This is a genomic window from Streptomyces sp. NPDC029292 (assembly GCF_055569295.1).
The window spans coordinates 54,081-66,540 of record NZ_JBVHXR010000014.1 but is presented as its reverse complement, the minus strand read 5'-3'; the positions used below and the strand labels follow the sequence as shown (position 1 = coordinate 66,540).

General features: G+C 71.7%; 12 protein-coding genes. 8 read left to right on the top strand and 4 right to left on the bottom strand.

Features of this window, described 5'->3' with window-relative positions; genetic code table 11:
• Positions 1–41: 41 nt before the first annotated feature.
• Together ACZ4WS_RS28170 and ACZ4WS_RS28165 are read right to left on the bottom strand one after the other, a co-directional pair.
• Complete coding sequence (locus ACZ4WS_RS28170; protein WP_467984626.1) at positions 42–1,043, bottom strand: DEDDh family exonuclease; 1,002 nt, start codon at positions 1,041–1,043, stop codon at positions 42–44.
• Positions 1,044–1,171: 128 nt separating this feature from the next.
• A complete protein-coding gene (locus ACZ4WS_RS28165; protein WP_467984625.1) occupies positions 1,172–1,789 on the bottom strand; it encodes a TetR/AcrR family transcriptional regulator in 618 nt (205 codons plus the stop codon).
• A 99-nt stretch (positions 1,790–1,888) separates the two neighbouring features.
• Here ACZ4WS_RS28165 and ACZ4WS_RS28160 point away from each other — a divergent pair, with 99 nt between their 5' ends.
• From ACZ4WS_RS28160 to ACZ4WS_RS28125, 8 genes are all read left to right on the top strand, one after another.
• On the top strand, positions 1,889–2,686 hold the full coding sequence (locus ACZ4WS_RS28160; RefSeq protein WP_467984623.1) for an acetoacetate decarboxylase family protein: 798 nt from the start codon (positions 1,889–1,891) through the stop codon (positions 2,684–2,686).
• Positions 2,686–3,570, top strand: coding sequence for an SDR family NAD(P)-dependent oxidoreductase (locus ACZ4WS_RS28155; RefSeq protein WP_467984621.1), 885 nt, complete (start codon positions 2,686–2,688; stop codon positions 3,568–3,570). The genes ACZ4WS_RS28160 and ACZ4WS_RS28155 overlap by 1 nt, the downstream gene beginning before the upstream one ends.
• Positions 3,571–3,606: 36 nt before the next feature.
• Positions 3,607–4,890 (top strand): amidohydrolase family protein, encoded by a 1,284-nt coding sequence (locus tag ACZ4WS_RS28150; RefSeq protein ID WP_467984619.1) that lies wholly within the window; start codon positions 3,607–3,609, stop codon positions 4,888–4,890.
• Positions 4,887–6,116 (top strand): amidohydrolase family protein, encoded by a 1,230-nt coding sequence (locus ACZ4WS_RS28145; protein WP_467984617.1) that lies wholly within the window; start codon positions 4,887–4,889, stop codon positions 6,114–6,116. Before ACZ4WS_RS28150 ends, ACZ4WS_RS28145 begins: the two co-directional genes overlap by 4 nt.
• Positions 6,117–6,162: 46 nt before the next feature.
• Positions 6,163–6,873 (top strand): VIT1/CCC1 transporter family protein, encoded by a 711-nt coding sequence (locus tag ACZ4WS_RS28140; RefSeq protein WP_467984615.1) that lies wholly within the window; start codon positions 6,163–6,165, stop codon positions 6,871–6,873.
• A 123-nt stretch (positions 6,874–6,996) separates the two neighbouring features.
• A complete protein-coding gene (locus ACZ4WS_RS28135; protein ID WP_467984614.1) occupies positions 6,997–7,869 on the top strand; it encodes a sterol desaturase family protein in 873 nt (290 codons plus the stop codon).
• Positions 7,866–8,573, top strand: a complete 708-nt coding sequence (locus ACZ4WS_RS28130) for a lysoplasmalogenase (protein ID WP_467984612.1) — start codon at positions 7,866–7,868, stop codon at positions 8,571–8,573. The genes ACZ4WS_RS28135 and ACZ4WS_RS28130 overlap by 4 nt, the downstream gene beginning before the upstream one ends.
• Before the next feature lie 40 nt (positions 8,574–8,613).
• On the top strand, positions 8,614–9,657 hold the full coding sequence (locus ACZ4WS_RS28125; protein WP_467984610.1) for a zinc-dependent alcohol dehydrogenase family protein: 1,044 nt from the start codon (positions 8,614–8,616) through the stop codon (positions 9,655–9,657).
• Between the two features lie 15 nt (positions 9,658–9,672).
• On the opposite strand, the gene ACZ4WS_RS28120 is transcribed toward ACZ4WS_RS28125, so the two are convergent.
• Together ACZ4WS_RS28120 and ACZ4WS_RS28115 are read right to left on the bottom strand one after the other, a co-directional pair.
• Entirely contained in the window at positions 9,673–10,683 is a 1,011-nt protein-coding gene (locus tag ACZ4WS_RS28120; RefSeq protein ID WP_467984608.1) for a CopD family protein, read from the bottom strand.
• Positions 10,684–10,800: 117 nt separating this feature from the next.
• Positions 10,801–12,177, bottom strand: a complete 1,377-nt coding sequence (locus ACZ4WS_RS28115) for a CoA transferase (protein WP_467984606.1) — start codon at positions 12,175–12,177, stop codon at positions 10,801–10,803.
• Positions 12,178–12,460 lie beyond the last annotated feature (283 nt).

The window sequence follows — 12,460 nt, the reverse complement described above, 5'->3', positions numbered from 1 at the left end:
GTCGCCCGGCAATCACCCGTCTGACAGTCTCCGGACGGGCGTCACGCTTGCGTCGCGGGCTCCACGTCCCGCAGCAGCTGGCCGAACGCCGCCTCGTCGAGCACCGGTGTCCCGTACTGCTTGGCCTTGACCACCTTGGACGTACTGGAGTCCGGGTCGTTCGTGACGAGCAGGCTGGTGAGCCGGGACAGGCTCGTGGCGACATGCAGCCCGGCCTCGACGGCGCGGTCCTCCAGCAGCTCGCGGTCGACGGACGTGTCCCCGGAGAACGCGACCCGCATGCCCTGCTTGAGTGGTTTGCCCTCTTCGTATCGTCCTGGGTTGGGATAGGGGCATGCGGGGCGTTTGCGTGAAGGGCGCCAACTCCCGGACGGGTAGCCGCTCCCGGACGGGTAACCGCCGGACTGCCGCCCGATCCGCGGCGCGGCGGCGCTGTCGGACCACTCCTTGAGCGGCCGGCACTCAAGGAGCGGCAGCCGCACCCCGTCGCGCGCGGCGGCCCGCAGGCTCGGCCGGAACGCCTCGGCCAGCACGCGCGCGTCGTCCAGCGCGTGGTGCGCCCGCTGCTGTACGACCCCGAAGTGCGCGGCCAGCGACTCCAGCTTGTGGTTGGGCAGCGGAAGCCCCAGCTCCTTGGAGAGTGCGATGGTGCACAGCCGCTGGCGCACCGGTGCCTCGCGCTCCGCGCGCGCGTACTCCCGCGCGATCATCGACCAGTCGAAGACCGCGTTGTGCGCGACGAGCACGCGGTCGGCGAGCCGGGAGGAGAACTCCTCGGCGACGTCCTGGAAGAGCGGCGCCCCCTCAAGCATGTCGCTCGTCAAGCCGTGGATCCACACGGGGCCCGGGTCCCGCTCCGGGTTGACCATCGTGTACCAGTGGTCCTCGACCTCACCGCGCGCGTCCAGCCGGTAGACGGCGGCCGAGATTATCCGGTCGTCCCGGGCCAGGCCGGTGGTCTCCACGTCAACGACCGCGTATCCCTGCGGATACGCGGCCGGCCAGGAGGCTGGGGACGCTGCGGTCGTGAGGTCTTCGAGCATGGTCCATGAGGATACGGGCCACGACTGACAGTCCCGTGCCCGGACTCCGCACCCTGCGGATCCCGGGCGCCGCACTCCTCGGATCCCGCCGCGCCCTTCGAAGAGCCCGTTCGGGCTGCAGGGCGGCTCTAGGACGCCAAAAGTCCGGCCACGAGCGCCTTGATGGAGGCGCTGAACAGTTTCTCCGTGTCGACCGGGCCCGCCAGCGCCCGCGCGAGCGCGGGATCGCGCTCCGCCGTCCGCGCCCCCCACAGCTCCTCTTCGCCGGGGTGCTGCGCCGGGGCGCGCTCGCGGTTGCGCTCGACCAGGACGTGCCCGACGACCTGGAACTGCACGGCGCGTACCACCGCCGCGGCGCGCGCCCCCCGTAGCCCCGCCGCATGCACCTCGTGCACCAGCGCCTGCTGCGCGGGCAGGAACATCCGCTCCGTCAGGCCGCGTTCGTGCACCATCGCGACGAGGTGGGGATGGTCGCGCAGCTGACGGCGCAGGGCGCGGGCCACCGACACGATGCGCTGCGCGGGCGTGCGCCCGGTGGGGCGGATCTCCTCCAGATCGGTGACGGTCCGCCCGACGAGTGCGTCGAGCAGGGACTCGCGATTGCCGACGTGCCAGTAGATCGAGGTGACCGCGGTGCCCAGCTCGGCGGCGAGCTTGCGCATCGTCAGGGCGTCCGGGCCGTGCTGCTTCACCAGGTTCGCGGCGACGTCGAGGACCGTCTCGCGGGTGAGTGCCGGTCTCGTCATGGCGCCCCCAAGTCTTCGTCGTGCACGCGTATTTACCCTGCGCCGGGTCTGCTGTAACTCTGTTACAGGTGACGGCCCATCAGAGAAGGGCGGTACGACATGGCGCGAGTGAGGTACGGCGCGCGGACCGAGGCGGAGATCGCCGCCGCGCGCACCGCGAGCTCCAAGCTCCCCGACATCTGGTCCACCGGCGTGGTGGCCGTCTGGGAGAGCGATCCGGACGCGGTCGCGGCGGTCCTGCCGCCCCCGCTGAAACCCACCGGGCGGCCGCTGGTGCGGGTGAACATCAGCAAGGTCGACCTGCCCGGATACCCGCTGGGCGCGGGCTCGTTCGCCGTCGCCGCCGCGCACGACGGTGTCGAGGGCTGGTATCCGCTGGTCATGCCGATGACCCACGAGCGGGCCCTGATCGGCGGACGCGAGGTCTTCGGGGAGCCCAAGAAGCTCGGCGAGGTGACGGTCGAGCGGGACGGTCTCGTCGTACGGGCGTCGCTCGCCCGGCACGGCATCGCGTTCGTCGAGGTGCGCGGCGCGGTGAGCGGGGACCTGCCGCTTCCCGAGCCCGTCCAGAAGACCGACTTCTACTTCAAGTTCCTTCCCTCGGTGGATGGTTCGGGCTTCGACGCCGGCCCCGTCCTCGTCCACTGCCTGCGCAACGAGAAGGTGCGCAAGCTGGAGCGCGTCACCGGGGACGTCGTCCTGCGCGAGTCGATGTACGACCCGGTCGCCGACCTCCCCGTGCGCACACTCGTCGAGATCACCCTCGGCGAGAAGACCACCGACCAGAAGGGCAAGGTCGTGGAGCGGGTCAGCGCGCAGGCCCTGCTGCCGTACATCCACCAGCGCTACGACGATCCGCAGCAGATCCTCGACGGCCCGCCGGAGGGAAGCGTCTGATGGAGCTCAGGGAAGGACAGGTCGCCGTCGTGACCGGCGCGGCGAGCGGGATCGGGCTCGCGATGGCACGGCGGTTCGCGGCGGACGGTCTGAAGGTGGTCCTCGCGGACGTCGAGGAGGGCGCCCTGGAGAAGGCCGCCGCCGAACTGCGGGAGGACGGCGCCGACGTGCACGCGCGCGTGGTGGACGTCGGGGAGCGCGAACAGGTCGTCGCGCTGGCTTCGGAGACGTACGAGAAGTACGGCGCGGTGCACGTCCTGTGCAACAACGCCGGGGTCGGCTCCGGCGCCGAGGGCCGGATGTGGGAGCACGACCCGAACGACTGGAAGTGGGCGTTCGCCGTCAACGTCTGGGGCGTCTTCCACGGCATCCAGGCGTTCGTGCCCCGGATGATCGCCGGGGGAGAGCCGGGCCACGTCGTCAACACCTCGTCGGGCGACGGCGGGATCGCCCCGCTGCCCACCGCCTCCGTGTACGCCGTCACCAAGGCGGCCGTCGTGACGATGACCGAGTCCCTGTACGCCCACCTGAAGGCGGAGCACGCGCGCGTGGGGGCGTCCGTGCTGTTCCCCGGGCCCCACATGCTCCGTACGGGACTGTGGGAGTCGCACCGCAACCGGCCGTCGCGGTACGCGAAGCAGAAGCCCAGGAAGACCCCGTACCGCAGCCTCGACCAGTGGGAGGCCGCGATGAAGGAGGCGGGCCAGGAGGTGCGGTTCACGCCGGTCGAGGAGGTCGCCGACCTCGTCGCCGAGGGGATCCGCCGAGGCCGCTTCTGGCTGCTGCCCGAGAGCGAGCACAGCGACCGGCAGATCCGGGCGCGGTCGCAGTCGATGCTCGACCGGGCCGAGCCGTCGTACCTAGAGAACTTCATCCTGGACTGAGGGGTGTGCGATGAATCCTGGAACGAGGGGTGCGCGATGACCGGCCAGGACCCCTACCTGATCATCTCCTCCGACTGTCACGCCGGGCTCCCCACCGAGGAGTACCGGCCCTATCTGGACCCCCGTTTCCACCGGGACTTCGACGAGTTCCTCGCGGGCCGCGACCGGCGCCGTGCGGAGATGACGCGGCTCGGCATCCGCAACGAGGCGTTCGCGAACAAGTGGTTCCAGGACAACGAGGAAGGCCTGCGCGGCGGATGGGACACCGCGCAGCGCCTCAAGGAGCTGGACGGCGACGGTGTGGCGGGAGAGGTGGTCTTCCCGGACGCGGACGCCGTGGACAGCCAGACGGCCGCCCCGTTCGGTGTGGGCCTCGGCCTCTCCGGCGACCAGGACCCGGAGCTCGGCATGGCGGGCGCGCAGGCGCACAACCGCTGGCTCGCCGAGTTCGTGGGGGAGAACCCCGAACGGCACTGCGGGGTCGCCCTGCTGCCCGTCACGGCGTCGCCCGACAAGGTCGTCGCGGAGGTGTACCGCGCCAAGGAGTCGGGGCTCGGCGCCCTGATGATCCCCTCCATGTGGGTCGACAAGGAGCCGTACCACGACCGCCGTTACGACCCCGTGTGGGCGGCGGCCGCCGAGTGCGGAATGCCGGTGGTGACCCACTCCGGGGCGGCGCCACGTCACGAGTACGGCGACCATCTGGGCATTTACGTGAGCGAGGTGACCTGGTGGCCCGCCCGCCCGCTCTGGTTCCTGTTGTGGTCCGGCGTGTTCGAGCGGCACCCGGGGCTGAAGTTCGGTGTGGCGGAGTCGGGCTGCTGGTGGCTGCCCAACCTCCTCTGGTTCATGGACCGCCTCTACCTGGGCGCGCACGGCGGCAAGAAGCTGTCGCCCTTCGCGGAGCTGAAGCGGCCTCCGCACGAGTATCTGGACCGGCAGCTCTTCATCTGCGCGACGAACACCAAACGCCGTGAACTGGCCCAGCGCTACGAGATCGGCGTCGACAACATCCTCTGGGGCAGCGACTTCCCGCACCCCGAGGGCACCTGGCCCGACACGCGCGCGTGGCTGTCGAAAACCTTCCATGACATCCCGGTCGAGGAGACGCGCCGCATGCTCGGCCTGGCGGCGGCGGAGGTCTTCGGCTTCGACGCCGAGAAGCTGACCCCACTCGCCCGGCGTATCGGCCCGACCCCCGCCGACCTCGGCCAGTCCGACGACCAGACGGCCGTCGAGGCGTCCTGGGCACGCTCGCGCGAGGTGGGCCGCCACTGGCTGACGGACCACGACTTCCCGACCCTGGGGGTGACTCCATGACCGAAGACCGCTACACGGTGATCTCCGCCGACTGCCACGCGGGAGCCGATCTCCTGGACTACAAGCCGTACTTGGCCAAGGAGTACTACGACGCGTTCGACGCGTGGGCGGCCACGTACGTCAATCCGTACGAGGACCTGCTCGCCGACACGGCCGACAAGAACTGGAACTCCGAGCGGCGCCTGGCGGAGCTGGAGGCGGACGGGATCGTCGCGGAGGTCGTCTTCCCGAACACCATCCCGCCGTTCTTCCCGTCGGCCTCCCTGATGGCACCGGCCCCGACGGCGGAGGAGTTCGCGCAGCGCTGGGCCGGGCTGCGCGCCCACAACCGCTGGCTCGCGGACTTCTGCGCCGCCGCGCCGGGCCGCCGCGCGGGCGTGTTCCAGATCCTCCTGAACGACGTGGACGAGGCGGTGAAGGAGATCCGCTGGGCGGCCGGCGCGGGCCTCAGGGGCGGCCTGCTGCTCCCCGGCACGCCCCCGGGCTCGGGCCTCCCGGAGCTGTACTCGTCGACGTACGACCCGATCTGGGCGGTCTGCGCGGAGCTGGACGTGCCGGTGAACCACCACGCGGGCTCCGCGTCGCCACCCCTCGGCGACGAACCGGCCGCCCGCGCGGTCTTCATGGTGGAGACGACGTGGTTCTCGCACCGGGCGCTGTGGCACCTGGTGTTCGGCGGCGCGTTCCGCCGTCACCCGGACCTGAAACTGGTGCTGACCGAGCAGGGCTCGGGCTGGATCCCGGGGGTCCTCGACATGCTGGACTACTACCACGGCCGACTGGTCGCGGCGGCGACGAAGTCCTCCACCGCGGAGTCGAAGTTCGGCGCGGGTCTCGCCGCGTCGATGGGCAAGGGCCCCTCGGAGGTCTGGCGCGACAACTGCTGGGTCGGCGCGAGCTTCATGCGCCCGCACGAGGTCACGCTGCGCGACCGGATCGGCCTCGACAAGATCATGTGGGGCAGCGACTACCCGCACGACGAAGGCACGTATCCCTACTCCCGGGAGGGCCTGCGGATCGCGTACGCGGGCCTGCCGCGTGAGGAGATCGCGGCGATGGTCGGCGGCAACGCGGCACGCGTGTACGGCTTCGACCTGGCGTACCTGGACGGGATCGCGGCGAAGGCCGGCCCGACGGTGGCGGAAATCGCCGAGCCGCTCGGTGATCCGCCCCCGGACGCGACGAGTCCGGTGTTCGCGAGGGGAGCGTCGGTACGAGTGTGGTGATGCGTCGGTACGCCGCTGACGGCGCCCGGGGTGCGATCCTCCCCGTGTGACGGAACCAACGCACGACGAGGCCCACGTCGGAACGCTCGGTTCGCGGCTGAACTGGCTTCGGGCAGCGGTCCTGGGTGCCAATGACGGCATCGTCTCCACCGCGGGCCTCGTCGTCGGCGTGGCGGGCGCCACGGACGACCGCTCCGCGCTGCTCACGGCGGGGCTCGCGGGGCTGCTGGCCGGGTCCATGTCGATGGCGGCGGGCGAGTACGTCTCGGTGTCCACACAGCTGGACTCCGAGAAGGCCGCGCTGGCGCAGGAGCGGCGAGAGCTCCAGGAACAGCCGGAGGCCGAACTCGAGGAGCTGACCGAACTGTTGCAGGAGCGCGGCCTGTCACGGGACGTGGCCCGCGAGGCGGCGGTGCAGCTGACGGAACGGGACGCCCTGAAGGCGCACGCGCGCGTGGAGCTCGGCATCGACCCCGACGACCTCACCAACCCCTTGCACGCGGCCTGGGCGAGCTTCCTCTCCTTCACGGTGGGCGCCCTGCTCCCGCTGCTCGCGATCGTCCTCCCGCCGAGCGGCTGGCGCCTGCTCGTCACCGTCGTCTCGGTCCTCGCCTCGCTGGTCGTCACCGGCTGGGTGAGCGCACGGCTGGGATCGGCGGAGGCGGGCCGCGCCGTACTGCGGAACGTGGGCGGGGGCGCGCTGGCGATGGCGGTGACGTACGCGGCGGGGACCCTGCTGGGAGCTGCGGGAGTGTGAGCGCACTGTCCATGGCCGCGGCGCCCCTTGGTGGAGATCACCAAGAAGCAAGCGCGTACCGCCGGTAATACTTGTGGGTAACAACCCCTAGCGGCGGCGGACCAGCGGTTCTACGGTGCATCCATGCCGAACCTCCCCGATGTCGTGGTCTGGTCGATACCCGCCTTTGTACTGCTCACGGTGATCGAGATCGTGAGCGTCCGCCTGCATCCCGACGAGGACGACGCCGGGTACGAGACGAAGGACGCCGCGACGAGCGTGGGGATGGGGCTCGGCAGTCTCGTCTTCGACTTCCTGTGGAAGTTCCCGATCGTCGCGATCTACTCGGCGGTCTACGAGCTGACCCCCCTGCGCGTACCCGTCCTGTGGTGGACCGTCCCGCTGATGCTCCTCGCGCAGGACTTCTTCTACTACTGGTCCCACCGCGGCCATCACGTCATCCGCATCCTCTGGGCCTGCCACGTCGTCCACCACTCCAGCCGGAAGTTCAACCTCACCACCGCCCTGCGCCAGCCGTGGACGTCCCTCACCGTGTGGCCCTTCTACCTCCCGCTCATCGCCCTCGGCGTGCACCCCGCCGCACTCGCGTTCTGCTCGTCGGCGAACCTCGTCTACCAGTTCTGGATCCATACCGAGCGCATCGACAAGCTGCCCCGCCCCTTCGAGTTCGTCTTCAACACGCCCTCCCACCACCGCGTCCACCACGCCTCCCAAGGCGGCTATCTGGACCGCAACTTCGGCGGGATCCTCATCGTGTGGGACCGGCTCTTCGGCTCGTTCGTCCCCGAGATCGAGCGGCCCGTCTACGGGCTCACCAAGAACATCGCCACGTACAACCCCCTGCGGGTGGCCACCCATGAGTACGCCGCCATCGCCAGGGACCTGAAGGCGGCGGCGAGTTGGCGCGAGCGGGCGGGGCGGGTCTTCGGCGGGCCCGGCTGGCAGCCCGCAGAGACGGCCGCCGCGAAGAGACCGGTCACGGAGCCCGTCGCGTGAACCCACGCCTCGCGCGCGTGCTGCTCGTTTCCTTCGGCCTCGCGGTGGTCGTCGACCTCGTCTTCCTGGGTGCGGGGTTCGACCTCGGGCACCGGATCGCCAAGCCCCTCCTGATGCCCCTGCTCGCCGCCCACGTGGGCGTGCGCGGCGGCCCGCGGCTCCTTGTCGCCGCCCTGCTCTGCGGCTGGGGCGGTGACGTACTGCTCCTCTCCGGCGCCGACCCGGCCTTCCTCGCGGGGATGTCCTGCTTCGCGGCGGGGCACGTCTGCTATCTCCTGCTCTTCAAGAACACGATTTCCTTCAAGAACACGATTTCCGAAAAGGGCACCGCACGCGCGCGTGGAGTCCGGCTCGCAGGGGGGTACGCCGTAGCCCTCGTCGCCACCGTCACCCTCCTGTGGCCCGACCTGCCCGCCGATCTCCGCATCCCCGTCGCGGGCTACAGCCTGCTGCTGACCGCGATGGCGTACGGGGCCACCCGGCTCGGGCTCGTCGCAGGGCTCGGCGGCGCCCTCTTCATGCTCTCGGACACCCTCATCGCCACCGGAGTGGCCGACTGGCCGCAGCTGCCGCGGCCGGACTTCTGGATCATGCTCACGTATGCCGCGGCCCAGTATCTGCTGGTCCGCGGGGTGCTGGGCACCCTCGGCGCGCGACTTGCGCCCGCGGCGGCGTACGGTGAGATGCGCTCAACCACCCCCTGAGCGCATCTCACCGACGCCCCGTACGAGAAGGACCCTCGCCATGCGCGCCACCACCATCCACGCCCCGTTCGACATGCGCGTGGAGGACGTGCCCGAGCCCGTGGTGCAGCTGCCCACCGACGCGGTCGTGCGGGTGCTGCGCTCCTGCATCTGCGGCAGCGACCTGTGGGCGTACCGCGGCGAGGCGGCCCGGCAGCCGGGGCAGCGGATCGGGCACGAGTTCCTCGGCATCGTCGAGGAGACCGGCTCCGAGGTGACCGGCGTCAAGCGCGGTGACCTGGTCGTCGCGCCCTTCATGTGGTCCGACGGCGTGTGCGACTACTGCCGCGAGGGTCTCACCACGTCCTGCGAGCACGGCGGCTTCTGGGGTGCCGTCGGGTACGACGGCGGACAGGGCGAGGCCGTGCGCGTTCCCTTCGCGGACGGCACCCTCGTACAGCTGCCCAAGGAGGCGGCGTCCGACGAGCACCTGCTGTCGGCCCTGCTGACGCTGTCCGACGTCATGGGTACGGGCCACCACGCGGCCCTCGGCGCGGGGGCCACCAAGGGCGCCACCGTCGCCGTCGTCGGTGACGGCGCCGTCGGGCTGTGCGCGGTGCTGGCCGCCAAGCGACTCGGCGCCGAGCGGATCATCGCGCTCGGACGCCACCAGGTGCGTACGGACATCGCGCGCCGCTTCGGCGCCACGGACGTCGTCGCCGAGCGCGGCGAGGCGGCCGTCGAGGCCGTCCGCGAGCTGACCCGGGGACAGGGCGCGCACGCCGTCGTGGAGGCGGTCGGGACCGAGCAGTCCATGCGGACGGCCGTGAACATCACCCGCGACGGCGGCGCCATCGGCTTCGTCGGGGTGCCGCACGGCAGCGGTACGGGCCTGGACCTGAGCGTGATGTTCGACCGGAACATCGCCCTGCGCGGCGGTGTCGCGCCGGTGCGCGCGTACATCCCGGAGCTGCTGCCCGACGTCCTCGACGGGACCATCGACCCGTCGCCCGTCTTCGACATGACCGTCGGCCTGGAGGGCGTGCCCGAGGGCTACAAGGCGATGGACGAGCGGACGGCTCTCAAGGTCCTCGTCGCCAACTGAGGCCGCCGACAGGGCTCACCATCTGATGGGCAGCGGCAGCGCCGTCAGCACGCCCGAGACCGCGACGACCACGCCCAGTGCCACGACCTCCGCGCGTGCGGGGACGTAGGCGCTGAGCGGGTCCGGTGCGCGGCGCAGGCGGAGGCGCGCCCAGAGGGCCAGGACGGCGACAACGGCCACGACGAGGACCTTGGCGAACAGAGCGCGCCCGTACGCCGTCGTCGTCAGCTGGTCCAGGATCGTGCCGGACGGCATCCGGCGCAGGGCGCTCCAGATGCCCGTCGCGGTGATCGCCGCGAACAGGACGGCCGCCACGCGCGTGTAGCGGCCGAGCAGCGCGATGCCCGCCTCCGAAGGACGCCACTTCCGCAGCATCCGCAGGACGTGCAGCAGACCGCCCGCCCACAGCGTCGCGCAGGTCACGTGAACGAGTGTCAGGCCGGAGCCGAGCAGAGGACTGTGCTCGGTGGCGGGGTGGGCGCGCAGAGCCTCCGCGACGACCACCGTGGCCAGGGGCCACACCTGGGTCGCCGGCCGGCGCGAGCGGGCGCACAGCCATGCCACCGCGAACGCGTTGACCTCCAGGAGCGCCAGTTTGCCGTCCCGGGTCCGGTAGAGCCCGCCGACGTCCATGTCGGCGAGATGATGCGGCAGCAGATTGCCGGTCGCCACCACGGACGCGAGCCCAAGCGCGGCGACGAACCCGGCGGCAGCGGTGCCGGGCGCCCAACTGCGGGGCGCGTCCTCCAGCGGGGCGCCGGGCACGTGGCGGGCCAGCCGGGCCGCGAACAGCTCGCCCGCGGGCACGCACAGCGCCACGAACAGGAGGACGCGCAGCACGGCGATGCCGCCGACACCGGGGGCCGCGGCCTCGCCCGTACCGTGCAGCGCGGTGCGCGGGCCGAGCAGCGGGACCAGGGCCGCGACGGTCACCAGGGTGAGCACGGCGACGGCCCGTCCGATGGCCCGGCGCCGTGCCGGCTCGCCCGCGCCCGCCATCTCGGCTGTGGGTCGTATCAACGTCACCTCGAGATCTTCACCAGGTGTCACAGAACCGGGCAAGTGCAGGGAAACAATGGGCGGAACGGCATTCCGCCCATAGGTACGTTTCCGCTCGACCCGTGACTCAGGCCGACCCGTGAACTATGCCCACCGAGCCGTGTCCGTCCCCCAAGGCCCCGGCGGGCGCGCCCAGTCGGCGGGTCCGCCGGCGAACGAGACCGGCGGCAGGGCGTATCGGAGACGCCCGATTCCGCTGTCTGTTTCGGCGAGCCAGGAGTCCGGCCGGTCGTACGTCACGTCCCCCGCCGCACCCCGCTCGATCCCGTCCGTCAGCCAGGCCGCGGTGCGCGCGAGCGCCAGCCGTACCAAGCGGCCGTACCCCTGCTCCGACTGCTCGGTCAACGCGCGCAGCACGGCCGCCGCCAGCAGATACCCCGTGCCGTGGTCGAGGGCCTGCGCGGGCAGCGCGCCCGGCCGTTCCTGCGACCCCTCCGTCGCGGCGATCCCGGTGGCCACCTGCACCACGCTGTCGAACCCCCGCCGCTCACGCCATGGCCCGTACGCACCCCACGCCGACAACTGCGCCACGATCAGCCCGGGCCTGCGCTCGGCCAGCGCCTCGGGCGAAAGCCCGAACCGGTCAAGGGCGCCCGGCCGGTAGCCGGTGACGACGACGTCCGCCACGGCCAGCAGTTCCTCGAAGGTGCGCCGATCGGTCGCCAGGTCCAGCGTCGTCGACCGCTTCCCGAAGCCCGTGTCGGCGTGCGCGTCGGGGTCTTCGGGCAGCTGCGGCGCGTCCACACGCAGCACGTCCGCGCCCAGAAGGGCGAGCGTGCGGGTGGCGACCGGGCCGGCGATGACCCGGGTCAGGTCCAGGACGCGCACCCCGGCGGCGGGCAGCAGCGGATCGCCGTCGAGCGGGGCGAGCAGGCGCGCGCGTGCGGAGTCCATACGTTCACGCTCGATCAACGGCCGTTCGGCCACCGCGATCGCCTGCTCGTGCGCGGCCCACTCCTTGGCCGTGCGCAGCGCGACGGCGAGACCCCCGGCGCCGCACACCGTCTCCTCCACCTCCAGCGCGGACCGCTCGGCGAGCAGGCCGCCAACTTCCTCCACCGTCGCGTCGTCCGCCAGCCCCAACGCGCCCAGCAGCCGCGCCCGATGGTGCGGATAGTTCGCGTGCGTCCGCACCCACCCGTCCGCCGTCCGCCAGAACCGAGACACCGGCGCGAAGTTGACCGGCGCGCGCCCGTCGATCAGCAGATGCCGCTCGCTGACGAACGCGGTGGCCACGGCCCCGTCGTCCACCCGCACCTCGGGCACGTCCACGAGCCCGGCCCGCCGCGCCCCCAACTCGGTGGCCGCCAGCGCGCACACTCCCACACAGGCCCGCGCCAACTCCCGTACAGGCAGGCGAGCCTCCAGCGCGCCCTCCCGCACCACGGTCGAAACCCGGGAGAGCAGCGCTGGGTCTCCGCCCAGCCCCTCCCACACTGCAGCCATCGGTGAATGCGTCATACAGGCACTATGCCGGGTGGACTCAATCAACATGGGAGGCAGCAGGTCTCTTACCTCATGGATGCGTGACGTCAACAGGCGCAGGTCGGACAGGATGCCAAGATGCACCGGCGCGGAAGCCGGTTCGACGGCTCCTGACACCGTTTCCGCCGTTCGCGATGCCGTCATTGTGATGGTTCGCCGACCGCTTCCGCCCGGGGGGGGGGGGGGGCGGGGGGGGGGGGGGGGGGGGGAGGGGGGGGGGGGGGGGGGGGGGGCGGGGGGGGGGGGGGGGGGTTGTTTT

Excerpts from the sequence above, each read along its gene's own strand:
- ACZ4WS_RS28165 (WP_467984625.1), bottom strand. The coding sequence starts at position 1,789 with ATGACGAGACCGGCACTCACCCGCGAGACGGTCCTCGACGTCGCCGCG.
- ACZ4WS_RS28135 (WP_467984614.1), top strand. The coding sequence starts at position 6,997 with ATGCCGAACCTCCCCGATGTCGTGGTCTGGTCGATACCCGCCTTTGTA.
- ACZ4WS_RS28150 (WP_467984619.1), top strand. The coding sequence starts at position 3,607 with ATGACCGGCCAGGACCCCTACCTGATCATCTCCTCCGACTGTCACGCC.
- ACZ4WS_RS28145 (WP_467984617.1), top strand. The coding sequence starts at position 4,887 with ATGACCGAAGACCGCTACACGGTGATCTCCGCCGACTGCCACGCGGGA.
- ACZ4WS_RS28170 (WP_467984626.1), bottom strand. The coding sequence starts at position 1,043 with ATGCTCGAAGACCTCACGACCGCAGCGTCCCCAGCCTCCTGGCCGGCC.
- ACZ4WS_RS28115 (WP_467984606.1), bottom strand. The coding sequence starts at position 12,177 with ATGACGCATTCACCGATGGCTGCAGTGTGGGAGGGGCTGGGCGGAGAC.
- ACZ4WS_RS28155 (WP_467984621.1), top strand. The coding sequence starts at position 2,686 with ATGGAGCTCAGGGAAGGACAGGTCGCCGTCGTGACCGGCGCGGCGAGC.
- ACZ4WS_RS28125 (WP_467984610.1), top strand. The coding sequence starts at position 8,614 with ATGCGCGCCACCACCATCCACGCCCCGTTCGACATGCGCGTGGAGGAC.
- ACZ4WS_RS28160 (WP_467984623.1), top strand. The coding sequence starts at position 1,889 with ATGGCGCGAGTGAGGTACGGCGCGCGGACCGAGGCGGAGATCGCCGCC.